Here is a 25,696-nt window from a genome sequence, read left to right on the forward strand (position 1 = left end):
CTCAGCCCTCCGTCTTCACGGGTAGTGCGGCGGCCTTACCCTCGGGGCCACCCTCGACGATGACCTTGCGGAACATGCCGCTGTCGGCGTGGTAGGAAAGATGGCAATGGAACGCCCACTGGCCTGGAGCATCGACCTCGGTCTCCATGAAGACAGTCGTTCCGGGCGCGACACTGACCACGTGCTTGATCGGATTCCATTTTCCCTTGCCGGTATCAAGGATCGACCACATGCCGTGCAGGTGCATCGGGTGGGTCATCATGGTCTCGTTGACGAACTTGAAGCGGACCCGTTCTCCATATTGCAGCCGGATCGGCTCGGCGTCGGCATATTTGATGCCGTTGATCGACCACATGTAACGCTCCATGTTGCCGGTCAGGCGAAGTTCGATTTCGCGGGTCGCCTCGCGATGGGGGTAGAGCGGCTTCTGGGTCCTCAGATCATTGTAGGAGAGGAACTTGCCGCCGTTCGCCGCTGCCGGCATGAGGCCGCTACCCGGAGCGTAGAACGGGTCGGAGCTACCCATGTTCATGGTGCTGTGGTCCATGCCTTTCATGGTGGAGCCGTCCGGCATCGCATGTGTGCCGCCGGGCATGTTCATGGTGCTGTGGTCCATGCCTTTCATGGTGGAGCCGTCCGGCATCGTATGTGTGCCGCCGGGCATGTTCATGGTGCTGTGGTCCATGCCTTTCATGGTGGAGCCGTCCGGCATTGTATGAGTGCTGCCGGACATGTTCATCGAGCCGTGGTCCATGCCTTCATGCGCCATGCCCATATCCGCCATCGTCAGAAGTGGAGGCTTCCGGAGGTCAGGAACATCGCCTTTCATTCCTTCCGCCGTGGCAAGTGTTCCGCGGACGGACGAAGTCCGTCCCATGGATTCCGCGAAGACAGAATAGGCCTTGTCCTCTGTTGGCTGGATGAGAACGTCGTAAGTCTCGGCAACGGCAATCCGGAACTCGTCGACCGGAACCGGCAGGACATTGTTCCCGTCCGCCTGCACGACCGTCATTTTCAGACCAGGTATGCGGATGTCAAAGTAAGTCATGGCCGATGAATTGATGAAGCGCAGTCGGACACGTTCTCCCGGCGTGAACAGGCCGGTCCAGTTCTGTGCCGAGCTTTTGCCGTTGATCAGCGGGGTAAATCCCTGAAGATCCTCGATGTCGGTGGGCATCATCCTCATATCGCCCCAGGCGCCTCGTTCGGAGAGCGCCGCGTCGAGACCCATTTCTTTCGAGTCTTTCAGGAAGTCGAACAGGGTGCGCTGCTGCCGGTTGTAGTAGTCCGGCATCATTTTCAGATTGCGCATGATGCGATCACCGCTATGCGGATGCGCGTCGGTCAGCTGGACCACGTATTCGCGGTCATAGCGGAACGGCTCGCGCTTTTTCGGCTCGATGACGATCGCGCCATAGGCCCCGTCCGGTTCCTGGAAGCCGCTGTGGCTGTGAAACCAGTAGGTGCCGCTCTGGGTAATCGGGAAGCGGTAGGTGAAGGTCTCGCCCGGCGCGATACCGTCATAGCTGATCCCTGGCACGCCATCCTGCTCAAAGGGCAGGATCAGGCCGTGCCAGTGGATCGAGGTCGGCTCGGAGAGGTTGTTGGTCACATTGATGGTGACATCCTCGCCTTCCTTGAAGCGCAGGACAGGCCCGGGCGTGGCGCCGTTATAGCCGATCCCGATCCGCGTGAAGGTGCCGGTGTCGACGGGGACCCGGTCGACGGTGAGATTGTATTCGCCGGCGGCGGCGGCGCCAGAAAGCGCGGCCGCCAGACCGGCACCGAGCAGAGAGGCCCGGCGCAACAGTCCGATTGTCATGGATGAGTTCCAGTCGAATATATGGTTATCGGCAGCTCTGCGACTGCGCATGCGTGCGTCAGTGGCTCAGTTTGACCTTGCCGTGCATACCGGTCTCGTAGTGGCCTGGTACATTGCAGGCGAATTCGAGGTCTGCATGCTTCGGGAAGGTCCAGACGATCTCGCCGGACTTGCCTGGCTCCAGCAGCACGCTGTTTGCCTCGTTATGCATGCCGTGTCCCATGGACGCTTGCATGGCCTTCGCCGCCTCAAGGTTAATGCGATCCGGCTCGAGTACGCCGTGCTCCATCATCATCATCATTTCCGGACGGTGGGCCTCGTGCATCGCCGCCGTGGCGATGTTGAATTCATGCACGAATTCGCCGGCGTTGCGGACCACGAAGCGGATGGTCTCGCCTTCCTTTATGTCCAGTGATTCAGGCTCGTAATAATTGTCGTACATGGTGATTTCGATGGTTCGGGAGACCTTGGCGGGGTCACCCGGCTTGCCGATTTTCATGTCGTGCATACCGTGACCGCCGCCATGCGAGCCGGCGGCGAGGGCCAGGCCGGAGGTGAGCAGGGCAAATGAAAGGCTGGCGCCAAGGACAGCGCCAAGGATTCTGGAAGAGGACATGTGTGTTCCTTCACGAACTGAATAGATTTCTGAATTCAGCGGCCCGGCCGGATGGCGGGCGCCTGAAGTGATTGAAATCCGGTCAGATACGTGGAGGCGGTGTCTCGGCGGCTGGACTGATTCCCCGGAGCTGCGCATCCGGCGTGGTGAAGAGTGAGAAACCGACATGGCCCACCGACACCATGTCTCCGGTGTCCGGAGGATAAAAGCCGGTGTGGCAGTGGGATGCGGTCAAGTCAGCGCATGTCGTCATCCGATTGTCCGAACATCCGGTGTCCGGGCAAAATGCGGCACTGATCCGAGCGATTTCTGCATGATCTATCGGCGCGCCAACGGCGTTATCGACAGCCGCGCTCGAGATGCCATCACGTGCTGGCATGCCGTGCCCGAACGACGGGAGCGCCGTCATCAGCAGGATCGCTGCCGCTATGAATGTTGTCCGCCACATGATGTCGTTTGTGAGGCTTCCACCGACTGGAAGGTCAAGCCGCAATTTAGACCTTCTTTACTTCCCCCACTTCAGCGCTATCGGATCAACCTCCCGCGCAAGTTCCAGCAACTGCGCCCGGGTTTCTGGATGCAGCGGCGCCACCGGGTGCCGTACATGCTCGCTCGCAATCACCCCGCCGTCCTTCATCACCGCCTTGCTGGCGCGCCAGCCGCACTGGCGGTTCTCGAAATTGATCAGCGGCAGCAGGCGTTCGTAAACCCGCTTCGCTTCCGCCCGGTCGCCCTTGAGATGCGCTGCGATGGCGGGGCGGATCAGGTCGGGGATCATGGCGGAGGTCATCGAGCCGGTGGCGCCTGCATCAAGATCGGCGAGCAAAGTGATCGCTTCCTCGCCATCGAACGGGCCTTCGATGGCATCGCCGCCGGCCTCGATCAGGGCGCGCAGTTTTGCCGCCGCCTGGGGCACCTCGATCTTGAACAGCTTCACCTGCTCGATCTCATTCGCCATGCGCACCAGCAAGGGCACCGAAAGGGCAACGCCGGAGAGTGGCGCGTCCTGCACCATGATCGGGATACCGCCGGCCTGGCTGGCGCGCCCGAAATGCTCGACCATGCCGGTCTCATCCGCTTTCAGCGCTGCGCCGTGATAGGGCGGCATCATCATCACCATAGCAGCCCCCATCGCTGTCGCCTCGCGCGCCCGTGTCTCGACGATGCCGGTGGAGAAATGGGAGATGGTGACGATCACCGGAACGCGGCCCGCCGTGTGCTCAAGGCAGAGCCTGGTCAGGTCCGCCCGCTCGGCATCGCTCAGGAGGAATTGCTCGGAGAAATTGGCGAGGATGCAGATCCCGTCCACACCCTGATCCACCATGCAGTCGATGACGCGCTTCATGCTTTCGAAATCGACCGCTCCATCATCGGTGAAGGGCGTCGGCGCGACCGGCCAGATGCCGGAATAGGGTTTGCTGGTCATGGTGTTTTTCCTCCCGCAGTTCTTTTGTACGCAAGATGAGCCGATCCGGGACCCGTGTCACTTCCCGATCCACGCAGTGTGTTACGTCGTCTGTGATATGATCTTGGGATATAATTCTGGCGTTGGGGTGCATTTGGCGTCATCACACCGCCGCACGCGCAATACGACTGAAGACGAGGATTGAAGGAGCTTCCTGAATTGACGGACGCGTCACACGCCGCCGCACCTGTTAACGACGCCCCGTTCGTGGTCGCGGCGCTTTACAAATTCACCGCCCTGCCGGATTTCGAAGCTCGCCAGCCAGCATTACTGGAAGCCTGCCGGATGGCCGATGTGTACGGCACGCTTTTACTAGCGTCCGAAGGCATCAACGGCACCATTGCCGGCAGCCGGAGCGGCATCGATGCAGCGCTTGAGCATGTTCGCAGCATTCCCGGCTGTGACGATCTGGAGCTGAAGGAATCCTTCGCCTATGTGAATCCGTTCTTTCGCATGAAGGTGCGGCTGAAAAAAGAGATCGTCACGATGGGCGTGCCGGACATCGACCCGCGCGAAACCGTCGGCACCTATGTCGAGCCTGACGCCTGGAACGACCTGATCAGCGACCCGGATGTCATCCTGATCGATACCCGAAATGCCTATGAAGTCGGTATCGGCACTTTCAAGGGGGCAATCGATCCCGACACAACTACTTTCCGCGAGTTTCCGGGCTGGTTCAGGGATCAGGAGAGCCTGTCTCCCGAGGCCGTGCGCGGTAAGAAGGTGGCGATGTTCTGTACCGGCGGTATTCGCTGTGAGAAGGCCACAGCGTTCGTCAAACAACAGGGCATCGAGGATGTCTTTCATCTGAAGGGCGGGATTCTGAAATATCTCGAAACCGTTCCCCCGGAAGAGTCGCTATGGGAAGGGGAGTGCTTCGTCTTCGACCAGCGCGTGTCGATAAAACACGGCCTTGAACTCGGCAGCTACGATATGTGCCATGCCTGCCGCATGCCCATTGATGAGCAGGGCAAGGCTTCATCCCTTTATGTCCCCGGTGTTTCTTGCCCGTCCTGTCACAGCACCAGCGACGACAGGCAGAAGAGGCGTTTCGAGGAGCGTGAACGTCAGGTGGAATTGGCGGAGCAGCGGGGCGAGAAGCATATCGGTAGCGCGCATAAAGTGCCGTCAACCGGCTCCGGGGAGCAAAGTGACTGAAGGCCCCGCCATCAACGGGCTGGAGACTTCAGGCAGCCCGCTTCCCGTTCTCTATTCTTTTCGCCGCTGTCCCTATGCCATGCGTGCGCGACTGGCCCTGACGGTAAGCCTGCAGGATTGCGCACTCCGCGAAGTTGTCTTGCGTGACAAGCCCGCGGAGATGCTGGAGCTTTCGCCAAAAGGAACGGTCCCGGTCCTGCACTTGCCCGACGGGCAAGTGTTGGAACAGAGCCTCGACATCATGCGGTGGACGCTTGCGCGCCATGACCCGGAAGGCTGGCTCAGCCCGGAGACCGGGAGCGTGGTGGAAATGGACGCGCTAATCGCCGATTGCGACGGGGGCTTCAAGCATCATCTCGACCGCTACAAGTATTCCGTCCGGTATGGGCCGGAAACCGATCCTCTCTATCATCGCGGTGAGGGTGCGGTTTTCCTGGGGCGCTTGAACGAGCGTCTGAAAGTCCAGTCTCAATTGTTCGGCGCCCGGCCGAGCCTTGCGGACTATGCGATATTCCCGTTTGTGCGCCAGTTCGCCAATACCGGCCGGGACTGGTTCGATGCCCAGCCTCTGGCCGCCCTGCAAGCCTGGCTCTCAGGTCATCTGAGCTCGGACATTTTCCAGTCGGTCATGCGCCGGAGGGAAGGCACTGATGGCGCTGCGGCGCAGAGACTGCTGCGCTGAAATCACGGCTTCGGTGGGCCGGGACTAATGAAAGCTCGCCTCGTCGCGGAGGGAGCAGAGATTACCGTCCGGGTCGGTGAAGTTGGCGATTGTGCCCCACGAATAGGTCTCTATCTCTATCGCGACACCCTTGGCCCGAAGTTCTGCCGCGGTTGCTTCTACATCCTCGACATTGAAACGAAGCTTGGTCGGGTTTTGTTCGAGGCTTTTCCGTGCAGCAGGAGCCGGGCCGCCGACCTCGATCATCAGGTACGCGTCGCCGAGGGCGCAGCAGGTGAGGTGCGATCCGGGTTCGTCCTTTGTGTACATCACCGCAAGGCCGAGCGTTCCTGTGTAGAATTCCACGCAGCCCTCGTAGTGACTGGTGAAGAGTATGATACCGTGGCGGGTAAAGTTCATCGTCGTGCTTCCTTAATCGGTGCTCTGAGCCTTGTTCCGGGCGCAGCGCCTGCATGAACTGGCGAGCAGTCGTCCAATGTCTCGGGACTGAGCCTCAACCTTGCAGCAGGGCATGGAGGCCGTAGTAAAGGATGAAGGCGTTGACGAAGGCGAGATAGTAGAGGCCGGTCATGAAATAGGCCTCCATCTGTGGCGACTTTGTGGAGAGCACCAGGATGTCACGTGCATCGGTCGGGCCCCGGACGATTAGCACGAAAAGGACGGCATTAATCATCAGGTGGCCAATCGCATCGACCAGGCCAAACTCGAAAATGCCGAGGACCAGCAGGGTCTGGAATGCGAAGGCAATCAAGCGGGTCGCCACCGAAGCCGCGCCCAACAAGGTGAAGATGATCACGAACTCCACAAACCCGGCCAGCACCATGTAGATCTCGGGGTCGATACCCATCAAAATCCCGGGGTGTTTGGCCAGCAGCGGATAGGTCCAATCCGGAAAGGCGAATTTCTCGATAGAGAGCCAGAGAAAATTGATGCCGGTGGCAGCGTAAAGGGTCACAAAGCCAGATTTCTTCCAGCCATATGAGGTGCTGGCGGTCGCCATGAAAAAATAGGCGATGGCCGGGAAGATCAGGTAGTCGATCAGATGGAAAACGCCGAAATCGTGCAGTGCCAGGGCGTAGAGCAGCAGGATTCCCGCACCTAGTAGCGGCGTGGTCCTCCGGCTCACGGCGCAGAGCGCAATGGCGAGTTGGAACCAGGGCACCCAGTCCTGATCGGCGGCCAGCTCTGGCGCGAGGTAGAAACTGTTCCCGCCGAATTCGGCCATGGCCCACGCCGATGCAAAGAACAGACCTGCCGCCCCACGCATAATCAGGATCGAAAGCCCGTCGAAGACCTTCAGCCGCTGGTGGAACGCGTCCATGATACCGTGACGCAGTGCGATACGGTCGATCACGAAGAACAGGTACACAAGGGCGACAGAGATCAGGAAGAAAGTTACGAAAGTGGAGCTCAGTACGGCGTCGATGGACTTGGGCTGGGCCGAAACGTCGAAAGGCTCAAACCACTTGATATGTGCCGCCGCGGGCGAAGCGATCGTCATTGTCGCAAGCAGGATTGCGAGGGTACGGACCATCTTCATTGCGAACTGTCCTTTTCCACGTCGGTGGTGACCTTCTGAGCCTTGGAAAACCGGCTGGTAGATATTGTGCTCCCTGCCGGAGACAGTCACCGCGATCTTGATGATGAGCAGATTCAATATGGTTAACGCTCAGCTTATAGGTGAGGAATATACTTCGATGATCGAGGCATCAACTTTCAATTTGAGGTGTCGGAGACCTTTCCGGATGCGGGCGCAGGCCTAACTCTCCGTGTCATGTGTTTCTATCTGCCAAACAGAATCCTCATCTCTCGCCGCAAAATCATTAGGTTCCTCGGCGGGATAGGGGCTACCTCACTCTTCCCTGGGACATTCGCCATGGCTTCCGGCTCTCCGGTTATCGACGATCTTTCTCATCCGCATCCGCAGTCGTCTCGCGGCACGCACTGGCAACTCGTCTCCGATCAGGTGATGGGCGGCGTTTCGGCGGGAGAGATGACGCGGGAGACAGTCGACGGCCACGTGGCGCTTCGCATGCGTGGCGAGGTGAGCCTCGAAAACAATGGCGGCTTTCTGCAGCTGGCGCTTGATCTCAATCCGGACGGGGCTCCGATGGACGCATCCGGCTGGAAAGGGATCGAGCTGCAGGTGCGGGGTGCGGGGGAGGCTTACAATCTGCACCTGCGCACCGAAGACATGACGCGTTCCTGGCAATCCTATCGCGCGGATTTCATCGCCAACCCGGACTGGCATACCGTTCGGCTCGATTTTGCCGATTTCGAGGCCCATCGACTGGAGGCGCCGCTTGATCTGTCCAAGCTCCGGCGCATCGGTCTCGTGGCCATCGGCCGGGCTTTCGACGCCGATCTGGCGCTGGCAGGGGTGCAATTCTACGCCTGAGATTCGCGTCGAAGAATTCCTTTATCTCCGTCTCCATGACGCGCGTCGGGCAAGGCTGCCGTTGAGAAGGTTTCAATTTGAGCTAATGTCGCGAAAATATCGTTATTATCCAAAGACTTTCTTCCGATTAAGTTGAGCATTATAGTGTGACGTGCGCCGGAACTTTGTCCGACCGGCTGCGCCTGCATGGGGAGTGCTTTGGAGAATGATCGATATTGAGGATTATGGGCTGATGGAGCCCGGCAAGCTGAGAGCGGGAATCAATCTCGGGAATGTGCTGCTGGTGACAGGCACGACGGAAAGTGGGAATCCATCGGGAGTCTCGCCTGCGATCGCAGCGGCCATCGCCCGCAATTTCGGGTTCAGTATCTCCTATTGCACCTATCCTTCACCGGGCGCGGTGGCCGATGCTGTCGACCGGGACGAGTGGGATATTTGCTTGATTGCCGAGGACCCGAAGAGGGCGGAGACTATCGAGTTCTGTGGCGCCTATGCCGAGATCGAGGCGACCTACATGGTACCGGCCGGCTCGAAACTTACGAGCCTGGAAGAGGTGGACAAGCCGGGTGTACGGATCGCGGTATCAGACAGGTCCGCCTATGATCTCTATCTCAGCCGCGCCCTGAAGCATGCCGAACTTAAACGGGCACCCGGACTGAAGGCGGCGTTCGAGCTGTTTTGCGATCAGAAACTGGATGCATTGGCTGGGCTTCGTCCGGCTTTGCTGGAGAACGCGGCGAGCATGCCAGGCGCAAAAGTCATGGACGGGTCCTATACGGCGGTTCGTCAGGCGGTCGGCGTGAAGCCAGGGAATCCGGCTTTCGCCAAGGCGGTAAAGCGTTTTGTATCGGACGCCAGATCGAATGGCCTGGTTGATGGGCTGATTAACGAGTTCGGTCAGCGAGGGCGACTCTCGGTCGCATCCTAAATTGAATTTCGACAATCCGGCTCTGGCCTCGAAACAGGCCTTCTGCTAGCGTCCGCTGCACCGCAATATAGCAACCGGATCGAGCCTATGTCCGACCTCGAAACCCTTTCCGCAGCTTACCGGAACCTGAAATCCCGCAACCAGAACATCGACATGACCCGAGGTAAGCCCTCGGCAGCCCAGCTCGATCTGGCAGCGGCCATGTTCGAGCTCGTCAGCAGTGACGACTGCAAAGGCGCGGACGGCACCGATTACCGCAATTACGGCATCCTCGCGGGTATCCCGGAAGCGCGCGGGCTGTTTGCGGAGCTGATGGAGACGATCCCGGATCTGGTGATTGCGGGCGGCAACGGCAGCCTGCAGATGATGTATGACGCGCTTCTGGGCGCGGTCATGTTCGGTGTCCCGGGCGGTGACGGGCCCTGGAAAGACGCGAAGTTCCTTTGTCCGGTGCCGGGTTATGACCGGCATTTCGCCATTTGCGAGCGGCTCGGCATCGAGATGATCCCGGTCGAGATGCTGGATGACGGGCCGGACATGGATGCGGTCGAGACGCTGGTCGCCGAAGATGCGTCCATCAAGGGCATCTGGTGCGTGCCGAAATATTCCAACCCGACCGGCGCGGTCTATTCCGACCTGACGGTGGATCGGCTGGCGGCGATGAAATGCGCCGCGCCGGATTTCCGGATCATGTGGGACAATGCCTATGTGGTGCACCATCTGACCGGTGACATAGCGACGGTCAAAAACATCCAGAAGGCGGCGGAAGCGGCGGGTAGTGCGGACCGTATCCTGACCTTTGTTTCGACCTCGAAGATCAGCCTTGCCGGTGGTGGCGTGGCGGCCATGTCCGCCTCCAAAATCAACATCGACGACCAGTTGGAGCGGATGTTCTATTCAAGCATCGGCCCGGACAAGATCAACCAGCTGCGCCACGTCCGGTTCTTCAAGGACACGGCCGGTGTCGCCGCGCATATGGTCAAACATGCAGCGATCATCGCGCCGAAATTCGCAGTCGTTGAAAAGGCCATGATCGCCGCCTTCGAAGGCACCGGGCTCGCTACCTGGACCAAGCCCGAGGGCGGCTATTTCGTCAGTGTGGATCTCGCCGACGGTTGCGCCGCGGAAACTGTGAAGCTCTGCGCTGAAGCAGGCGTGAAGCTTACGGCCTCCGGCGCCTGCTTCCCCTACGGCAACGACCCGCGCGACCGCAACATCCGCCTCGCCCCGACCATGCCGACGGTGGATGAGCTGGAGCGAGCGATGGAAGTGTTCTGCACCACGGCGAAGATGGTGTGTCTCAGAAAGAGGGCAGGCGGTTAACCGTGTTCCGCCATTCCCGCAAAAGCGAGTTTTGCCGGAATGAGTACATGAGGCTTATCCCAGCCAATAGTCCTTGTAACTGTCCGCCCATTTCTTGAAATCGGCAAAGTTCCGCTCCGGGTTCAGATCGGGTGACCAGCCAAGCGCTTCCTTCAGGCGGGCGCTGACCAGCAATTGCCGGTCCACGTCTCCATGCAGGTTCACCGTCGGCTCTTCATCCGGTTTGGCAAGGCGCCAGGAGAAGTCCGGATAACCGCCTGCCAGCAATTCGCACCAGTCCGCCGTGCTCCAGGGATCGGAGCAGCTGATGTTGAAGACGTCATAGGGGCGGCTCTCGCTGTTGATCAGACGGACCAGGGCGTCGGCGATGTCGCGGCTGTAGGTCCAGTCCCGCATATCCCGGTAACGCAGTGTGGCCTCGCCGCCTTTAAGTGCGATGAGGGACGCCTGCATCTGGGGGCTCAGCGTGTCGCGCAGCCCGCTGTCGACTTCCCAAGGGCCGAAGACGCCTGAAAGACGGACGCTGAACATGTCCATCCCCCAGAGCTCGGCGAGCCGGCGGGTGATGCATTCGGAGGCGAATTTCGTCGTCGAGTACATGTTGTGCGGCCAGGCCGGGAGGTCTTCTGACAAGGGTTTGTCACCGAAGGCCGTTGTGCCGTAGGCGGCAGTGGAGCCGACATTGATCACCCGCTTCAGCCCGGCATCGCGTGCAGCTTCCAGAGCGGCGGTGAACGCCATCAGGTTGACCTCTAGAATCGAGCGCGGGGCGTTGGCATCCCGTTCCGGGCCGGCAGTGATCGCGGCGGCGCAGAACATCCGGTCTACCTTGTTTTCCTTCAGGGCGGAGAGGATGGCGCCGTCCTTGAGCGCATCGCCGACGGTTTCGACGACAGTGCCCGGATGCGTCTCGAAGGCGCGCTTGGCGGCAGCCGGGATCGGGCGCCGGTCGAACACGACGACGGTTTCGCCCTTCGCCAGCAATGCCTCCGCGATGTTGAGGCCGACAAAACCCGCGCCGCCCAAAATCAGCACTGCCATTTCTCTCTCCAGTTCGCCCGTTGACTTGTAGGGGTGATCCTAATGCAGGTGGGTTTATTTCCAAGAAGTTCCAAAGGCATCGCACCTTGGACGGTCACGCGCTAGTCTTCCCCGCGTATAGTTGGGGAGTTCAGGAGCATGACTGCATATCCGCGCGACTTTGTCGGCTATGGGGCCAATCCGCCGGATCCGCACTGGCCTGGCGGGGCGCGTTTGGCGGTGAACTTTGTCGTCAATATCGAGGAGGGATCGGAATACTCGATTCATGACGGTGACGGGTTCTCCGAGTCCGGCCTGACGGAATCGCCGGGTTCGCCGAATATGCCGGGCAGCCGCGATCTCGCCGCAGAGTCGATGTTCGAGTATGGCAGCCGGGTCGGGTTCTGGCGGGTGCTGCGTCTGTTTCAGGAACGGGAAATGCCGGCCACCTTCTTCACCTGCGCTCTGGCGGTGGAGCGCAATGCGGAACTGGCGGCGGCAATCCGGTCCTCGGGTTTCGATATCTGTTGCCACGGATGGCGCTGGGAGGAGCACTTCAAACTTCAGCGTGACGAGGAACAGGAGCATATCCAGCGCGCCGTCGCTTCCTTGCAGAAGACACTCGGAGAGCGCCCGCTCGGCTGGTATTGCCGTCACGGCCCGGGGGAGGCGACGCGAGAGCTTCTGGTGGAAGAAGGCGGCTTTCTTTATGACAGCGACGCCTATAACGACGAGTTACCCTATTGGGTCGAAGTCGATGGCAACCCGCATCTCGTCGTGCCGTATTCCCTCACTCACAACGACTCGAAATTCTCACGGGGCTGGCTCAATACCGGCCAGCAGTTCTTCGAGTTTATCCGGGATGGCTTCGATATGCTGTATGCGGAGGGGGCGACGCAGCCGAAGATGATGTCGATCGGTCTGCACACGCGGCTCATCGGCCATCCGGCACGGGCTGCCGGGTTGGCGCGCCTGCTCGATTACATCAAAGGGTTCGACGATGTCTGGGTCACGGGGCGGCTGAATATCGCCCGACACTGGTGGGAGCATCATCCATATCGCTGATTGGCAGCCGGATATAACCGGGCCCGGCCTCTAGTCGCGCATATCAGTCCGGCGCGTAGGCCTTCAGAAAGCTCTCCACAGCAGGGCCGACCGAATTTATCGCGTCTTCGGCTGTCCAGTCGCAGGAAGATGTGAACAGTCTCTGGATCATGAACGGGCCAGTTACAAAGCCCTGAAAGTGCGCCGCAGCCATCGCCGGGTCGGTTTTCCTCAGCAGGCCCTCGTCCTGCATTTTCCCTATATAGCCCGCGAGTTCGTTGCGCATCTTGCCAGGACCTTCATTCCAGAAGGTTTCCCCGATCAGTGGAAACTGCTCGGCCTCCGCGATCACGGTGCGCATCAATCGTAGTTTTTCGGGGTTGTTCACTTTCGCCAGGATCAGAAGTGCACAATCAGTCAGTACTTCGCGAAGCGTCCCGGAATAATCGATGTCATCGGAATTGGGCTCGCCGAAACCGGCGCACATTCCCCCCATGACAGTGCAAAACAGGTGCTCCTTGCTATCGAAGTAGCTGTACACCGTGCGCTTGGAGACATTGGCTTCCGCGGCAACCTTGTCCATCGAGGTAACTTCATACCCCTGTTCCGTGAAAAGTTTGCAGGCAGCATCAACGATTTGTCGCTGTTTTTCGGTTAACGGCTCGCTGTCCGGAAAATTCTGATCGATTTTTACCATGAGTCCTTGAAGTCTCTCGGTACACCGCTAAGTTTACGTACACTGCACGGTGTAGTATAGTTTTTAACACCTAAGAGACAGTAGCACGTTCTCTGAGTCGTAGGAGGGGCCGATGTCGGACGTACGTTCCGGGGATTCCGCTATACGGAAGGCCGGGTGGGCAGCGAAATATGCCCTCTGGGTCATTCGCTGGCGTTGGGCGGTTATCGCCGTCTCGATTTTGCTAACACTGGGGGCGGGCTTCGGCGGCCAGTTCCTTTCCTTTTCCACTGACTACCGTGTCTTCTTCAGTAAGGAAAATCCGCAACTTCAGGCGTTTGAATCGCTGCAGCGGGTGTTCAACAAGGAAGACAATATCTCCCTGGTGCTGCAGCCGAAGAATGGCGATGTGTTCCAGGCTGACATGCTTGCCGCTATCCGGGACCTGACGGAGCAATCCTGGCAGGTACCCTTCGCAACGCGGGTCGACAGTATCTCCAATTTCCAGAACAGCACGGCGGAAGAAGACGATCTGATCGTTGACGATCTGGTGCCGGCTGGAAGTCCGCTCGATGCCTCCGATCTGCAGCGTATTCGCGCGGCGGCGATGACCGAGCCGCTGTTGCGGGACCGGATCATTTCCCCGGACGCCCGGACAACAATGGTCAACATCACCATCACGCTGCCCCAGAAGGAGCTGACGGAGGTGCCGGAGGCGATGGCCCATGTCGACAGACTGGTCGCTGATTTCCGGGCCGACAATCCGAACATCACTCTGGCAATCACCGGCTCGGTGGCGCTCAACAACAGTTTCTCGGTTTCCGCCCAGAACGACATGCAGACCCTCATCCCGCTGATGTACGGGGTTCTGCTGCTGGTCATGGCAGTGCTTCTGCGTTCCATCTCGGGAACTTTCGCGACTCTTCTGGTAATCGCATTCTCGGCCATGACGGCAATGGGGTTGGCCGGCTGGCTCGGTATTCAGCTGACACCGCCGTCGGTCACGGCGCCGACCATCATTCTGACTTTGGCCATCGCGGATTCCGTCCATGTGTTGATCAGCATGTTCCATGGCATGAGGCGCGGGATGACGAAGCGGGATGCTCTGGTGGAGAGTCTTCGGGTGAATTTCCAGCCGGTCTTCCTGACCAGTCTGACCACCATGATCGGCTTCATGTCGCTGAATTTTTCCGATGCGCCACCGTTTCGGGATCTTGGCAATATCACGGCAATGGGTGTCGGGGCGGCCTGGTTTTTCTCCATCGCCTTCCTGCCGGCCCTGATGGCGGTGCTGCCGGTGCGGATCAAGCAGCGGGAGGAACATGAAAGCGTGGCCATGGAGCGGCTGGCGGAATTCGTCATCCGGCGCCGTGGCCCGATCATGATCGGTACGCTCGCCCTTGTTGCCGGACTTGTGGCCTTTATTCCGAAGATCGAGTTGAACGATCAGTTCGTGAAGTATTTTGACAAGAGCATCCAGTTCAGGAACGACACGGACTGGGCGACGGATAATCTCTCCGGAATTTATCAGGCCCAGTGGAGCATTCCGGCGGCCGAGAGCGGCGGGATCTCCGATCCCGATTATCTCCGCCGTCTCGAGGATTTCACGCAGTTCCTGAGGGTGCGCGGTGAGGTCGTCCACGTCCTCACGTTGACCGATATCTTCAAGCGCCTGAACAAGAATATGCATGGCGACGATCCGGACTGGTACAAACTGCCGGACGAGCGGGATCTTGCCGCGCAGTATCTGTTGTTGTTCGAGATGTCCCTGCCGTTCGGACTCGACCTGAATAATCAGGTGAATGTCGACAAGTCGGCGGTCCGGGTCATCGCCACGCTGGAGAACATCACCACCAACGAGCTCCGGGCGCTGGACGAGGAAGCCTCGGCCTGGCTCCAGGATCATTTCCCGAGCGCGGCCGAAACCCGGGCCTCTGGGCCGTTCGTCATGTTCGCCTATATTGCCAAGCGCAATATCGAGGGCATGCTGACCGGTACTTTCTTCGCCTTCCTGCTGATCTCCGCAACGCTGACCATCGCGCTTCGGAGCATGAAGCTCGGCGCCATTTCTCTGGCTCCAAACCTTGTGCCCGCGGCCATGGCCTTCGGGATCTGGGGGCTGACAGTCGGCGAAGTCGGCATGGCGTCCTCGGTCGTGACCGCGACCAGCCTCGGGATCATCGTCGATGCGACGGTGCATTTCCTCTCGAAATACCGGCGCGCCCGGGTCGAGCGGGGCGAGGATGCGGAGGACGCGGTGCGTTATGCCTTCTCGACGGTCGGCACGGCGCTCTGGGTCACCACCGCCATCCTGGTCGCCGGGTTCGCGGTGCTCTCTCTCTCCACTTTCAAGATCAACGGGTCCATGGGGATGCTGACCGCGATCACGCTGGTCATGGCCATCATCATCGACTTCCTCCTGTTGCCGGCCATGCTGCTGTTGCTCGATGGCCGGCGCAAAGACCGGGACGCCGGACAGGCGCCCCTTGCTCAAGCTGCGGAGTAAGAAAATGGGAAAACTTCAGCGCATTCTTGCCTTGGCGGTGCTTGCCATCAGCCCGATGCTGCAATCCGCCTACGCGGAAACGCCACAAGAGAAGGGGCGAGCGATTGCCGAGGAGACCGACCGGCGGGATCTCGGTTGGGGCGACAGCGATGTCGTGATGTCGATGATCCTGCGCAACGCCGAGGGAGAGAGCAGCGTCCGTGAATTACGGCTCCGCTCCCTCGAAGTGCCGGAGCGGGGCGTCGGAGACAAGAGCATCACGGTGTTCGACAAGCCGAGGGATATCGAGGGGACGGCCTTTCTCTCGCACACCAGGATCCTGGACCCGGACGACCAGTGGCTTTACCTGCCGGCCCTGAAGCGGGTGAAACGGATCTCGTCCAAGAACAAGTCCGGTCCCTTTGTCGGCTCCGAGTTTGCCTATGAGGACCTGGTGAGCCAGGAAGTCGACCGGTACGACTACACATGGCTGCGGGACGAGAATTGCGGCGAAGCGGCGCCAACCAGGGAGTGCTTCGTTGTCGAGCGCACGCCGCTCTATGAGCATTCTGGCTATACCAAACAGATCTCCTGGGTGGACAACCAGGATTATCAGCCGCGCAAGATCGAGTTCTACGATCGTAAGGATGCCCTGCTGAAGACCCTGCTGATGCTCGACTACAAGCAGTATCAGGCTCGCTACTGGCGCACCCACCGGATGGACATGACCAACCACCAGACCGGCAAGTCCACCACCCTGACCTTCGAGGATTACAGCTTCAAGGTTGGGCTCTCGGAGGATGATTTCGAAAAGAACAGGCTGAAGCGCGTCAGATGATCAGAGGCGTCAGGTTTGCGGCGGCGGGGCTGTGCCTCGCCGCCAGCGCTCAGTCCGCTCTGGCGGAAGAGCCGAATATAGAAACCAGTTTGGAGCTCGGCATGGAGCTTCGGTTGTTCCCGGATGACCCGGCCTTCGGGTCGCAGCGTAACAGGGCCGTCAGTCCATCTTTTTATCTGGAGCCGGAACTCTCTGCGGATTGGAACGGAGGAGACGACCGTCTCTCGCTGGTGCCCTATGCCCGTGTCGACCGGGACGATGACAGCCGCACTCATGTCGATCTTCGGGAGGCCAACTGGCTGCATATCGGAGACGGCTACGATCTTGTGGTTGGCGCGGACAAGGTGTTCTGGGGCGTCACCGAGTCCCGTCATCTGGTGGATATCATCAACCAGAGCGACGGGGTTGAGGATGTGGATCTGGAAGACAAACTCGGCCAGCCGATGGTCCAGCTTGCGGTGCCGAGTGATCTGGGGACATTCAGCTTATTCGTCATGCCCTATTTCCGTGAGCGTACCTTCCCCGATGCGGATGCCCGGCTGAGCGGCGGCGTGCGTGTCGCTGGCGATGCGCAGTACGACTCGCCTGCGGAGGAGTTCCACCCGGACCTTGCCGTCCGCTGGTCCCAGGTGATCGGCGATTTCGATGTTGGGTTGTCGCATTTCCACGGCACCAGCCGCGAGCCGCGCCTGCTCGCGCTCGATCCCGCCAATCCGTCCAACCTGACCCCGTATTACGACCAGATCGACCAGACCGGGCTGGATCTGCAATACACCACCGATGCCTGGCTCTGGAAACTGGAGGCCATCGGGAGGGGCGGCCACGGGGACTATTTCCCCGCCGCTGTCGCCGGGTTCGAATATACACTCTTCGGCATTCGCGGTAGTGACATGGATCTCGGGTTTCTGGCCGAATATCAGTATGACGGCCGGGACGAGCATGGCAGTGCGCCGGGCACGCTCGCCAACAACGACACTTTCGTTGGCACGCGGTTGACCTTCAACGATGTGGACGACACCTCGGTCCTTGCCGGGGCTGTGGTCGATAACGAAGATGGCTCGACCCTGCTGTCCCTGGAGGCAGAGCGCCGGATCGGGGATGCCTGGAAGGTGGAGGCGGTTGCCCGTTTCTTTCTCAATGCCGACCGGGAGAATGCCCTCAAGGCGCTGGAGCGTGACGATTTCGTCAGTCTGACCCTGATCCGTTATTTCTGAGGTGCGGCCTGCAGGACTATGCCGCCGGTTTCACCGCAGAAAGCATGGCGTGGCCGGCGACGCAGCTTCGCAGGCCGGCAAGGATGAAGACGCCCTCGGGGGTGAGGATACGGACGTTCAGCTGTCATTCCGTTCCACATGTCGCATCTGCCGGATAGAGATCGGATTAATGCTGCATAGCCTCTTCCCAGTCGCGCCGGCGGATCAGCACTGGCTCGCAATCGGTTTCTTTCGGCAAGAAGACCCAGAGACCTACCTCGGGCGAGCGCGGGTCGTCATGCCCGTTCGCCTTGCTGATCGTGCCTACCCGATTAAAGAGAGGCTCATGAATATCGCCGGTGTACCGAGCGGTTCGGTGTTCCATAGTCAGGTTCATCGCGACCTCCCGCGCCAAATGGTATGCCCAGTTGACGAAAAAGGGAGCGTTAGGTGAAGTGTCAGCTTGTTTAAAAATATTCGAAAAAAAGAAAATTTTCCCTGATTGGTTGGCTAACCAATTGCTTGCGGAAGATTTTTTCGAAAAATGGTCAGATCTCTGCAATAAGCCACTATTTTAATCAAGAAATTTGGTTTTTAGGCCAAAAAGACATTCAGCGCATATATATTGGTGACGTGTTCGCTGGGTGTTTTTCTTGCGACGACTTCTGCTTGATATTCAACCGCCGCCAGTCGCAGGCCGACTCTCCAGGAAGCCTGTTCTGCGCACGTATCGGGCTTCTACAAGAGCGGATCGTGAGCGATGACGTATCCACTGATGCGGCTTCTCTCTTTACGCCGCTGGGGACCGGGGATAAGAACCGAAGGCATTTGTTCGTGAGGTGATGACGTGACCGACCAATCTCCGGATACCGGCGCCAAGGCGCCAGCGCCACTCGGCCCTGACGATCCGGCAACGGTTATCGTATTGGGGAATGAGAAAGGCGGCTCCGGCAAATCCACGGGCTCCATGCATGTGATCGTGGCCTTGCTCAGACTTGGCTTTAAAGTTGGCTCCATCGATCTCGACATGCGGCAATGGACGCTGACTCGGTATCTTTCGAACCGCGCTGGGACGATGAAGAACGATGGCATTTCGATGCCGATGCCCGTGCATGTATTTCTCTCCCGCAGCGACAAGCCGAACCGCAAGGAAGCAGAGGCGGAGGACCGGCAACGTTTCGAGGCTGTTCTGAAGAAATTGCGGGCAGACTCCGATTTCGTGGTGATCGATTGTCCAGGTACCGATACCTATATCGGCCGCCTCGCGACTGGTTATGCGGACAAACTGGTCACGCCGCTGAATGACAGTTTCGTCGATCTCGACATGCTGGCTAACGTCGATGGCCGGACCGGCGAGATCATCAAGCCGAGTGTCTATTCCGAAATGGTCTGGGAAGCCCGCAAACAGAAAGCGGCCCGCGATGGCGGCACGCTCGACTGGATTGTGATGCGCAACCGCCTCTCCAGTCTGGCGGCGCGCAACAAGCAGGAAATGGAGCGCGTGGTCGGTCTGCTGGCAAAGCGGATCGGCTTTCGGGTGGCGCCTGGTTTCAGTGAACGGGTGATTTTCCGCGAGTTGTTCCTGCGCGGTCTGACCATGCTCGATGTCTTCGAGATCGGCGACAGTGGCAAGCCGCAGCTTTCTCATGTCGCGGCCCGTCAGGAAGTCCGGGGCCTGCTGAATTCATTGCAGCTGCCAAACCGGATACCGACGCCGCATTCCAGTGAGCCGGCTGACGAGGCCGTCGAGACCCCATCGGTGATAGGGGATGAGGACCAGGAAGAGTAAGGGCCTCTGTCTGTTTTTCCGGACTTTATGTCCAGCACCTGCCGCAAGAATGGACTGCTGCCGTGAGTGTGACTGCCGGACTGAACCATCTAGGCCTGTCTGTCCGAGATCTGGACGAGACCACCCGGTTTTTTGTCGAGGTGCTCGGCTGGGAGGAACTGGCGCGGGACGAGAGTTACCCTCGTAACGCAGTCACGGATGGAAATCTGCGCCTGACACTCTGGCAGGTTGACCATTCACAGGACGTGGTTGATTTCGACCGGCGGGCGAATATCGGCCTGCACCACCTTGCCATCGAGGTTCCGGGCGAAGATGTCCTCTATGCGACTGCCGAGCGTGTGCGGGACTGGCCGGCGGTGGAGATCGAGTTCATGCCGGAATTCATGGGCGCCGGGCCGAGGAAGCACATGATGTTCCGCGAGCCGGGCGGCATTCGTCTGGAGTTGGTCTGGCCGGGCGCCGCGTAGGTGTTCTTGAAGTTTTAGCGCCAGCTCGACTCGGCAGCCATCTCGTTCAATGTAGGTCCGCTGAGCTCGAAGTCCGCAGCTTGGTATTGTCGGCTGCCGATATGGTTATAGAAATCAATGGCGACCGAATTTGTCGGCAGGGATTGCCAGACCACCCAGGATCCCCCGCGTGCGATGGTTTCCGCTGCGACGGCACCAATCAGGGCGCGTCCTGCTCCGGTGCCACGGGCACTGTCCTCGACATAGAGGTCGAGCATGTGGAGGCCAGGCGTGCCGAGACCTATATTGAAGCTGTTGATGAAGATGGCGTAACCGATCAGGTCTGAATCACGTTCCGCGACGATGCCGTCGAACCGCTTGTGTTCGCCGAAACCGTAGCGGATCACGTCGTCGGCATCGAAAGGCGGTGGCGGCATGCCTTCATGAGCGGACAAAGCGGCGGCCATCTCCGCCACGCGCTGCGCATCCTTTTCCAGCAAAGCCCTGACACGGAATTCCATTATGATCTCCCTGCGATGCGGGTTGGAAACTTGAGGCTGCGATGCAACATAATGCTAAAGCCTCGAAGAAAGTGAAGCGTCGAAGATGACCACACGAAAAAAGAGCGGAGGGATCGTTGACCGGCCGGGAGCGGCGCCGTCCGCGTCGATCTCGTCCCAATCCGATATCGACGCATTCGTGCGCCGGGTCCGCAGCGCGCCCGCAGCGGTTCCCACGGGACGGCCGGGGCGTCTGCTCTTCGCCATGGATGCCACGGCCAGTCGTGAGCCTTCCTGGGACCGGGCCTGCCAGCTTCAGGGTGAGATGTTTTCGGAAACGGCCGCTCTTGGCGGTCTTGCGGTGCAACTCGCTTACTATCGAGGGTTCGGTGAGTTCAAAGCCAGCGCCTGGCTGACGGAAACAGAGAAACTGCTGCGGGAGATGACGGGCGTATTCTGCCTTGGGGGGCAGACCCAGATCGGACGCTTGCTTGGCCACGTCATCTCCGAGACAGGCAAGGAGCGGGTTCAGGCGGTCGTGTTTGTCGGCGATGCGTTCGAAGAAGACATCGATGCGGTCTGTCATCGGGCAGGTGAACTTGGCGTTCTCGGGGTTCCGGTCTTCATCTTTCACGAAGGTGGCGATCCGGTCGCACGGCGCGCATTCGAGCAGATCGCGCGATTGACCAAGGGCGCCTGCTGCCCATTCGACGGTAACAGTGCCCAGCAGCTCCGGGATTTACTGGCGGCGGTTGCCGTTTATGCGGCGGGCGGCAGAAAGGCTCTGCAGGATTTTTCAGCGCAACGGGGGGGGGCGGCCTTACAGTTGACCCATCGCTTCGGCAAATGACGGCGACCGGCGGGAGGATAGCCAGGTGCAGTTTCTGATACTGGGCAGCAGTCTGTTGGTCGGGTTTGGTCTGATCGGTTACTGGTTCATCAACGCCGATCCGGCAAAGATTCGCGCGACCGCGAAATGGTTCGGGCTTGGTCTGCTCGGCGTTCTTGTGATGGCGCTGATTTTCTTCCGGCGTTTCGACTGGTTGATGTATGCCGGATTAGTCGGATTGCCGGTGCTCATGCGGGCTGGCGCACTATTCCGTCGTTTCAGGAACGCTGTCAAAATGGCGCGCGGTCCGGCCGCCGGGCAGAGCAGCGCGGTGCGCACGGAAACGCTTGCGGTCAGTCTCGACCATGACAGTGGAGCGATGGATGGTGAGGTGTTGCGAGGCCGTTTTGCAGGAATGCAGCTCTCCGCTCTGACCTTTGACGATGTACTGGAACTGCTGGCGGACTGTGCCAGGAACGATCCGAAGTCTGTCGCCGTGCTGGAAAGCTATCTCGCTGCGGCTCATGGGCCTGACTGGCAGGAACGGGCCGGTGAGGCCGCAGGTGCGAATAACGATACCCGGAGCAGGCGGGCATCGCCCGGCTCCGGTGTCATGTCGCGAGAGCAGGCGCTGGAAGTTTTGGGCCTGGAGGAAGGCGCTGACAAGGCTGCGATTCGGGAGGCACACCGCCGTTTGATGATGGTCAATCACCCCGACCGCGGTGGATCCGACTATCTCGCAGCCCAGATCAACGAAGCAAAAGACGTTCTGTTAGGCTCCTGAGCCAAGCGATCCTTGCGGTTTTTGCCGGATGTGTGCGAATAACGAGGCGCCTTGCCGACCACTATGGCGAGGTAGGGGACCGGAGCAACGATTAGAGGTTCAGATATGCCAGTACCAGTGCGGAAGGCGATCTTTCCGGTAGGGGGGCTTGGCACGCGTTTCCTGCCGGCAACCAAGTCGATGCCGAAGGAAATGCTCCCGGTTGTCGACAAGCCACTCATCCAATATGCCGTTGAAGAAGCCCGCGCCGCCGGGATAGAGGAGTTCATCTTCGTCACCGGCCGGGGCAAGTCCGCGATAGAGGATCATTTCGATCATGCGTTCGAGCTGCAATCCATGCTCGGTGAGCGTGGCAAGGAAGAGGCGCTGAAGGTTGTCGAGGCGACGATCCCGCAGCCCGGACAATTTTCCTACACTCGCCAACAGGAGCCGCTGGGGCTCGGACATGCAGTCTGGTGCGCGCGGAATTTCGTCGGCATGGAACCGGTAGCGGTTCTACTCGCGGATGACCTGATCTTGAATGGCCAAGGCTGTCTGAAGCAGATGGTCGATACCTATAACGAGGTCGGCGGAAACATGGTTGCGGCCATGGAGGTCGCACGTGAGGAAACCCAGTCGTACGGGGTCATCACGCCGGGAGAGGTTAAGGGCCGTTTGATTGAGGTGCGTGGTCTGGTGGAAAAGCCAAAACCGAAAGATGCGCCCTCGAATTATGCAGTTATCGGCCGCTATATCCTGCAGCCGAAGGTGTTTGAGGACCTGGCGCGTTTCGAGAAAGGCGCCGGTGGGGAAATCCAGCTGACGGACGCCTTGGCGCGGCAGCTTGGGCTGCAACCGTTCAACGGCTATCTTTTTGAAGGCCATCGCTTCGATTGCGGCAGTAAGGCCGGCTTCCTCGAAGCGAATATCGCGTATGCTCTCGACCGACCGGACATGGCAGATGCCGTCCGGAGTTTTTTGAAGAATTACGCCTGATAACGGAGCGAATTCATGCGTATTGCCATGATCGGTACCGGCTATGTCGGCCTGGTATCCGGAGCCTGCTTTTCGGAATTCGGTAACGACGTCGTTTGCGTCGACAAGGACGAGGTGAAGATCTCCCGTCTCGATCGCGGAGAAATCCCGATCTTCGAGCCGGGCCTGGACGACCTTGTCGCCAACAATGTGCGGGCCGGGCGGCTGACCTTCACCACGGACCTGACCTCGGCGGTCAGGGACGCGGACGCGGTGTTCATCGCCGTCGGCACGCCGACGCGGCGCGGCGACGGGCACGCGGATCTCTCCTACGTCTATGGCGCTGCGAAAGAGATCGCCGCGGCGATGGATGGTTATACCGTCGTCGTCACCAAATCGACGGTGCCTGTCGGAACCGGTCGCGAAGTCGAGCGGATCATTCGCGAAGTGCGGCCGGACCTGGAGTTCGACGTTTGTTCGAACCCGGAGTTCCTGCGCGAAGGGGCTGCGATCGCGGACTTCATGCGGCCCGACCGGGTGGTGATCGGCACGGAAAGCGAGCGCGCCCAGGAAGCGATGCGGGAAATCTACCGGCCGCTTTATCTGATCGAGACCCCCATCGTCTTCACTTCATTGCAGACCAGCGAGTTGATCAAATACGCGGCGAACACTTTCCTCGCGACCAAGATTACCTTCATCAATGAAATCGCGGATCTGTGCGAGCAGGTTGGCGCCGATGTGCATGACGTGTCGCGCGGTATCGGCCTCGATGGCCGGATCGGCCGCAAGTTCCTGCACCCCGGTCCTGGTTATGGTGGTTCATGCTTCCCGAAGGATACGCTGGCGCTGGTCAAGACGGCGCAGGATTATAATGCGCCGCTGCGCATCATCGAGACGGTTGTCGATATCAACGACAAGCGCAAAAAGCAGATGGCGGATAAAGTCATTGCGGCCTGTGGCGGTTCGGTCTCCGGGAAGACCATTGCTGTCCTTGGCCTGACCTTCAAACCGAACACGGATGACATGCGGGACAGCCCCAGCCTCGACATTGTGCCGGCCCTGCAGGCCGCCGGTGCCACGGTGAAGGCTTATGATCCCGAAGGCATGAAGGAAGCGCGGGAGATGCTCCCGGGTGTCGAGATGTGTGACAATGCATACGCACCGATCGACGGGGCCGATGTCGTTGTGCTCATCACCGAGTGGAATGAGTTCCGGGCGCTCGATCTGAAGCGCATCAAGGGACTGCTGAAGGAGCCGCTGATGGTCGATCTCCGTAATGTCTATAACCCGGACGAGATGGCCGAAGCCGGCTTCACCTATGTCTGTGTCGGACGCAGTACAGTTGACGCGAAGGTTTCTGTATGAGCGCGCATCAGTTCCTGCCGACGATCCTCCGGGAATATGACGTTCGCGGCGTCATCGGCGAGACCCTGTCCGCCGATGACGCGCGTGCTCTTGGCCGGGCCTTCGGTACCCGGGTGATCCGCAATGGCGGGACAAAGGTTTCTGTCGGACGGGACGGACGGCTGAGTTCCCCGGCCATGGAAGCGGCGGTGGTCGAGGGGCTGATGGCGGCCGGTATCGCCGTTACCCGGCTCGGCAGCGTTGCCACGCCTATGCTCTATTATTCGGTCTATGCCCTCGAGACCGATGGCGGGATCATGATTACCGGTTCGCACAATCCGCCGAACCACAACGGTTTCAAGATGATGCTGGGCAAGGGGCCGTTCTTCGGTGCCGATATTCAGGATCTTGGCCGGATCGCGGCCGAAGGCGATTTCGAAAGTGGCGCGGGCTCGGTCGAGGATGTCGATATTCTCGACGGCTATATAGACCGACTGCTGCGGGACATCAGCCTGGGCCGCCAGCTGAAAATCGTCTGGGATTGCGGAAACGGCGCTGCAGGCCCGTCGGTGAACGAGGTCTGCATGCGCCTGCCCTCGAACCACAAGGTGCTGTTCCCTGAAGTCGACGGAACCTTCCCGAACCATCATCCGGATCCGACCGTTCCCGAGAATCTCGAAGACCTTATGGCCATGGTCCTGGAGCGCGGCGCGGATCTCGGAATTGCCTTCGATGGCGACGGCGACCGTATCGGCGTCATCGATGACAAGGGCCGGGTGCTGTGGGGCGATCAGCTGCTGACGGTGCTGGCCGAGGACGTGCTGAAGGAAAATCCTGGCGCAACTGTCATCGCCGACGTGAAGGCAAGCCAGGTGTTGTTCGACAAGATCGCGGAATTTGGCGGCAAGCCGCTGATGTGGCGGACCGGCCATTCCCTGATCAAGACCAAGATGGCGGAGACGGGCGCACCGCTCGCTGGTGAGATGAGCGGGCATATCTTCTTCAAGGACCGCTATTACGGCTTCGACGACGCACTCTATGCAGCTGTCCGGCTGATAGAGGGACTGAGCCACCGGGACGAGCCTCTGTCGGCCATCCGGGACGCGCTGCCGCAGGTTATGAACACACCCGAAATGCGATTCCAGTGCGACGACACACGCAAGTTCGACGTCGTGACCGAGGTCAAGGACTGGCTCTCCGGCCAGACCGGCATCGAGGTGTCCGATGCGGACGGGGTCCGGGTCAACACGCCGGATGGCTGGTGGCTGCTGCGCGCTTCCAACACGCAGGACGTGCTTGTCGCTCGTTGCGAATCCCAGACCGAGGAAGGGCTGGAGCGGCTGAAGGGTCAGCTCCGTGCTGCGCTGACGGCCGTCGGTGAGACACCACCGGACATCTGATT

26 protein-coding genes are annotated in these 25,696 nt (G+C 59.8%); 16 read left to right on the top strand and 10 right to left on the bottom strand.

Annotated elements, in window-relative coordinates; all coding sequences use genetic code 11:
• Position 1: 1 nt before the first annotated feature.
• From VOI22_RS00790 to VOI22_RS00805, 4 genes are all read right to left on the bottom strand, one after another.
• Positions 2 to 1,822, bottom strand: a complete 1,821-nt coding sequence (locus VOI22_RS00790; RefSeq protein WP_323794700.1) for a copper resistance system multicopper oxidase — start codon at positions 1,820 to 1,822, stop codon at positions 2 to 4.
• A 58-nt stretch (positions 1,823 to 1,880) separates the two neighbouring features.
• The gene (locus tag VOI22_RS00795) at positions 1,881 to 2,438 is read right to left on the bottom strand and encodes a cupredoxin domain-containing protein (protein ID WP_323794701.1); all 558 of its coding nucleotides are present in this window, start codon (positions 2,436 to 2,438) and stop codon (positions 1,881 to 1,883) included.
• Positions 2,439 to 2,520: 82 nt separating this feature from the next.
• On the bottom strand, positions 2,521 to 2,931 hold the full coding sequence (locus VOI22_RS00800; protein WP_323794702.1) for a hypothetical protein: 411 nt from the start codon (positions 2,929 to 2,931) through the stop codon (positions 2,521 to 2,523).
• A gap of 12 nt (positions 2,932 to 2,943) precedes the next feature.
• Positions 2,944 to 3,864 (bottom strand): dihydrodipicolinate synthase family protein, encoded by a 921-nt coding sequence (locus VOI22_RS00805; protein WP_323794703.1) that lies wholly within the window; start codon positions 3,862 to 3,864, stop codon positions 2,944 to 2,946.
• A gap of 198 nt (positions 3,865 to 4,062) precedes the next feature.
• On the opposite strand from VOI22_RS00805, the gene VOI22_RS00810 reads away from it, so the two are divergent.
• The gene (locus tag VOI22_RS00810; RefSeq protein ID WP_323794704.1) at positions 4,063 to 5,061 is read left to right on the top strand and encodes a rhodanese-related sulfurtransferase; all 999 of its coding nucleotides are present in this window, start codon (positions 4,063 to 4,065) and stop codon (positions 5,059 to 5,061) included.
• On the top strand, positions 5,054 to 5,743 hold the full coding sequence (locus VOI22_RS00815) for a glutathione S-transferase (protein ID WP_323794705.1): 690 nt from the start codon (positions 5,054 to 5,056) through the stop codon (positions 5,741 to 5,743). The genes VOI22_RS00810 and VOI22_RS00815 overlap by 8 nt, the downstream gene beginning before the upstream one ends.
• 24 nt (positions 5,744 to 5,767) lie before the next feature.
• Here VOI22_RS00815 and VOI22_RS00820 read toward each other — a convergent pair whose 3' ends face one another.
• Positions 5,768 to 6,142, bottom strand: a complete 375-nt coding sequence (locus VOI22_RS00820) for a VOC family protein (RefSeq protein ID WP_323794706.1) — start codon at positions 6,140 to 6,142, stop codon at positions 5,768 to 5,770.
• Positions 6,143 to 6,236: 94 nt separating this feature from the next.
• Complete coding sequence (locus tag VOI22_RS00825; RefSeq protein WP_323794707.1) at positions 6,237 to 7,283, bottom strand: hypothetical protein; 1,047 nt, start codon at positions 7,281 to 7,283, stop codon at positions 6,237 to 6,239.
• A gap of 336 nt (positions 7,284 to 7,619) precedes the next feature.
• Here VOI22_RS00825 and VOI22_RS00830 point away from each other — a divergent pair, with 336 nt between their 5' ends.
• From VOI22_RS00830 to VOI22_RS00840, 3 genes are all read left to right on the top strand, one after another.
• On the top strand, positions 7,620 to 8,141 hold the full coding sequence (locus VOI22_RS00830; protein WP_323794708.1) for a CIA30 family protein: 522 nt from the start codon (positions 7,620 to 7,622) through the stop codon (positions 8,139 to 8,141).
• A 205-nt stretch (positions 8,142 to 8,346) separates the two neighbouring features.
• Positions 8,347 to 9,069 (top strand): transporter substrate-binding domain-containing protein, encoded by a 723-nt coding sequence (locus VOI22_RS00835; RefSeq protein WP_323794709.1) that lies wholly within the window; start codon positions 8,347 to 8,349, stop codon positions 9,067 to 9,069.
• Between the two features lie 87 nt (positions 9,070 to 9,156).
• Positions 9,157 to 10,392 (top strand): aminotransferase class I/II-fold pyridoxal phosphate-dependent enzyme, encoded by a 1,236-nt coding sequence (locus VOI22_RS00840; protein WP_323794710.1) that lies wholly within the window; start codon positions 9,157 to 9,159, stop codon positions 10,390 to 10,392.
• A gap of 54 nt (positions 10,393 to 10,446) precedes the next feature.
• On the opposite strand, the gene VOI22_RS00845 is transcribed toward VOI22_RS00840, so the two are convergent.
• Entirely contained in the window at positions 10,447 to 11,433 is a 987-nt protein-coding gene (locus VOI22_RS00845; protein ID WP_323794711.1) for an NAD(P)-dependent oxidoreductase, read from the bottom strand.
• A gap of 138 nt (positions 11,434 to 11,571) precedes the next feature.
• On the opposite strand from VOI22_RS00845, the gene VOI22_RS00850 reads away from it, so the two are divergent.
• Entirely contained in the window at positions 11,572 to 12,477 is a 906-nt protein-coding gene (locus tag VOI22_RS00850) for an allantoinase PuuE (protein ID WP_323794712.1), read from the top strand.
• A gap of 43 nt (positions 12,478 to 12,520) precedes the next feature.
• Here the strand turns inward: VOI22_RS00850 and VOI22_RS00855 are convergent, their stop codons facing one another.
• Positions 12,521 to 13,153: a TetR/AcrR family transcriptional regulator gene (locus VOI22_RS00855; RefSeq protein ID WP_323794713.1), complete on the bottom strand. Its 633-nt coding sequence runs from the start codon at positions 13,151 to 13,153 to the stop codon at positions 12,521 to 12,523.
• Positions 13,154 to 13,265: 112 nt separating this feature from the next.
• Between VOI22_RS00855 and VOI22_RS00860 the strand changes: the two genes are divergently transcribed.
• The 3 genes from VOI22_RS00860 to VOI22_RS00870 are packed head-to-tail and all read left to right on the top strand — an operon-like array spanning position 13,266 to position 17,669.
• A complete protein-coding gene (locus VOI22_RS00860; protein WP_323794714.1) occupies positions 13,266 to 15,638 on the top strand; it encodes an efflux RND transporter permease subunit in 2,373 nt (790 codons plus the stop codon).
• Between the two features lie 4 nt (positions 15,639 to 15,642).
• Positions 15,643 to 16,455: an outer membrane lipoprotein-sorting protein gene (locus VOI22_RS00865; protein WP_323794715.1), complete on the top strand. Its 813-nt coding sequence runs from the start codon at positions 15,643 to 15,645 to the stop codon at positions 16,453 to 16,455.
• Positions 16,452 to 17,669 carry a hypothetical protein gene (locus VOI22_RS00870; RefSeq protein WP_323794716.1) on the top strand — a complete coding sequence of 406 codons (1,218 nt, stop codon included), beginning with the start codon at positions 16,452 to 16,454 and terminating at the stop codon, positions 17,667 to 17,669. Before VOI22_RS00865 ends, VOI22_RS00870 begins: the two co-directional genes overlap by 4 nt.
• Before the next feature lie 166 nt (positions 17,670 to 17,835).
• On the opposite strand, the gene VOI22_RS00875 is transcribed toward VOI22_RS00870, so the two are convergent.
• Positions 17,836 to 18,045 carry a hypothetical protein gene (locus VOI22_RS00875; RefSeq protein ID WP_323794717.1) on the bottom strand — a complete coding sequence of 70 codons (210 nt, stop codon included), beginning with the start codon at positions 18,043 to 18,045 and terminating at the stop codon, positions 17,836 to 17,838.
• A gap of 450 nt (positions 18,046 to 18,495) precedes the next feature.
• Here VOI22_RS00875 and VOI22_RS00880 point away from each other — a divergent pair, with 450 nt between their 5' ends.
• Together VOI22_RS00880 and VOI22_RS00885 are read left to right on the top strand one after the other, a co-directional pair.
• The gene (locus VOI22_RS00880; RefSeq protein ID WP_323794718.1) at positions 18,496 to 19,437 is read left to right on the top strand and encodes a division plane positioning ATPase MipZ; all 942 of its coding nucleotides are present in this window, start codon (positions 18,496 to 18,498) and stop codon (positions 19,435 to 19,437) included.
• A 62-nt stretch (positions 19,438 to 19,499) separates the two neighbouring features.
• On the top strand, positions 19,500 to 19,904 hold the full coding sequence (locus VOI22_RS00885; protein ID WP_323794719.1) for a VOC family protein: 405 nt from the start codon (positions 19,500 to 19,502) through the stop codon (positions 19,902 to 19,904).
• A 14-nt stretch (positions 19,905 to 19,918) separates the two neighbouring features.
• Here VOI22_RS00885 and VOI22_RS00890 read toward each other — a convergent pair whose 3' ends face one another.
• Entirely contained in the window at positions 19,919 to 20,404 is a 486-nt protein-coding gene (locus tag VOI22_RS00890; protein WP_323794720.1) for a GNAT family N-acetyltransferase, read from the bottom strand.
• An 85-nt stretch (positions 20,405 to 20,489) separates the two neighbouring features.
• Here VOI22_RS00890 and VOI22_RS00895 point away from each other — a divergent pair, with 85 nt between their 5' ends.
• The 5 genes from VOI22_RS00895 to pgmG all read left to right on the top strand — a co-directional run bounded on the left by VOI22_RS00895 (position 20,490) and on the right by pgmG (position 25,694).
• On the top strand, positions 20,490 to 21,233 hold the full coding sequence (locus VOI22_RS00895) for a VWA domain-containing protein (protein WP_323794721.1): 744 nt from the start codon (positions 20,490 to 20,492) through the stop codon (positions 21,231 to 21,233).
• A gap of 25 nt (positions 21,234 to 21,258) precedes the next feature.
• Positions 21,259 to 21,996 (top strand): hypothetical protein, encoded by a 738-nt coding sequence (locus VOI22_RS00900; RefSeq protein WP_323794722.1) that lies wholly within the window; start codon positions 21,259 to 21,261, stop codon positions 21,994 to 21,996.
• A gap of 105 nt (positions 21,997 to 22,101) precedes the next feature.
• Entirely contained in the window at positions 22,102 to 22,971 is an 870-nt protein-coding gene (galU, locus tag VOI22_RS00905; RefSeq protein ID WP_028465780.1) for a UTP--glucose-1-phosphate uridylyltransferase GalU, read from the top strand.
• Positions 22,972 to 22,986: 15 nt separating this feature from the next.
• Entirely contained in the window at positions 22,987 to 24,315 is a 1,329-nt protein-coding gene (locus VOI22_RS00910; RefSeq protein WP_323794723.1) for a UDP-glucose/GDP-mannose dehydrogenase family protein, read from the top strand.
• The gene (pgmG, locus tag VOI22_RS00915) at positions 24,312 to 25,694 is read left to right on the top strand and encodes a phosphoglucomutase/phosphomannomutase PgmG (protein ID WP_323794724.1); all 1,383 of its coding nucleotides are present in this window, start codon (positions 24,312 to 24,314) and stop codon (positions 25,692 to 25,694) included. The genes VOI22_RS00910 and pgmG overlap by 4 nt, the downstream gene beginning before the upstream one ends.
• Positions 25,695 to 25,696: the final 2 nt, after the last annotated feature.

Origin of the sequence: Nisaea sp., from assembly GCF_034670185.1 — a bacterium.
In the GTDB taxonomy this organism is placed as follows: Bacteria; Pseudomonadota; Alphaproteobacteria; order Thalassobaculales; family Thalassobaculaceae; genus Nisaea.

Bases quoted from the DNA above. Each gene is read 5' to 3' on its own strand.
- VOI22_RS00790 (WP_323794700.1), bottom strand. From the start codon at position 1,822: ATGACAATCGGACTGTTGCGCCGGGCCTCTCTGCTCGGTGCCGGTCTG.
- VOI22_RS00795 (WP_323794701.1), bottom strand. From the start codon at position 2,438: ATGTCCTCTTCCAGAATCCTTGGCGCTGTCCTTGGCGCCAGCCTTTCA.
- VOI22_RS00805 (WP_323794703.1), bottom strand. From the start codon at position 3,864: ATGACCAGCAAACCCTATTCCGGCATCTGGCCGGTCGCGCCGACGCCC.
- VOI22_RS00820 (WP_323794706.1), bottom strand. From the start codon at position 6,142: ATGAACTTTACCCGCCACGGTATCATACTCTTCACCAGTCACTACGAG.
- VOI22_RS00825 (WP_323794707.1), bottom strand. From the start codon at position 7,283: ATGAAGATGGTCCGTACCCTCGCAATCCTGCTTGCGACAATGACGATC.
- VOI22_RS00830 (WP_323794708.1), top strand. From the start codon at position 7,620: ATGGCTTCCGGCTCTCCGGTTATCGACGATCTTTCTCATCCGCATCCG.
- VOI22_RS00835 (WP_323794709.1), top strand. From the start codon at position 8,347: ATGATCGATATTGAGGATTATGGGCTGATGGAGCCCGGCAAGCTGAGA.
- VOI22_RS00840 (WP_323794710.1), top strand. From the start codon at position 9,157: ATGTCCGACCTCGAAACCCTTTCCGCAGCTTACCGGAACCTGAAATCC.
- VOI22_RS00845 (WP_323794711.1), bottom strand. From the start codon at position 11,433: ATGGCAGTGCTGATTTTGGGCGGCGCGGGTTTTGTCGGCCTCAACATC.
- VOI22_RS00850 (WP_323794712.1), top strand. From the start codon at position 11,572: ATGACTGCATATCCGCGCGACTTTGTCGGCTATGGGGCCAATCCGCCG.
- VOI22_RS00855 (WP_323794713.1), bottom strand. From the start codon at position 13,153: ATGGTAAAAATCGATCAGAATTTTCCGGACAGCGAGCCGTTAACCGAA.
- VOI22_RS00860 (WP_323794714.1), top strand. From the start codon at position 13,266: ATGTCGGACGTACGTTCCGGGGATTCCGCTATACGGAAGGCCGGGTGG.
- VOI22_RS00865 (WP_323794715.1), top strand. From the start codon at position 15,643: ATGGGAAAACTTCAGCGCATTCTTGCCTTGGCGGTGCTTGCCATCAGC.
- VOI22_RS00870 (WP_323794716.1), top strand. From the start codon at position 16,452: ATGATCAGAGGCGTCAGGTTTGCGGCGGCGGGGCTGTGCCTCGCCGCC.
- VOI22_RS00875 (WP_323794717.1), bottom strand. From the start codon at position 18,045: ATGAACCTGACTATGGAACACCGAACCGCTCGGTACACCGGCGATATT.
- VOI22_RS00890 (WP_323794720.1), bottom strand. From the start codon at position 20,404: ATGGAATTCCGTGTCAGGGCTTTGCTGGAAAAGGATGCGCAGCGCGTG.
- VOI22_RS00895 (WP_323794721.1), top strand. From the start codon at position 20,490: ATGACCACACGAAAAAAGAGCGGAGGGATCGTTGACCGGCCGGGAGCG.
- galU (WP_028465780.1), top strand. From the start codon at position 22,102: ATGCCAGTACCAGTGCGGAAGGCGATCTTTCCGGTAGGGGGGCTTGGC.
- VOI22_RS00910 (WP_323794723.1), top strand. From the start codon at position 22,987: ATGCGTATTGCCATGATCGGTACCGGCTATGTCGGCCTGGTATCCGGA.
- pgmG (WP_323794724.1), top strand. From the start codon at position 24,312: ATGAGCGCGCATCAGTTCCTGCCGACGATCCTCCGGGAATATGACGTT.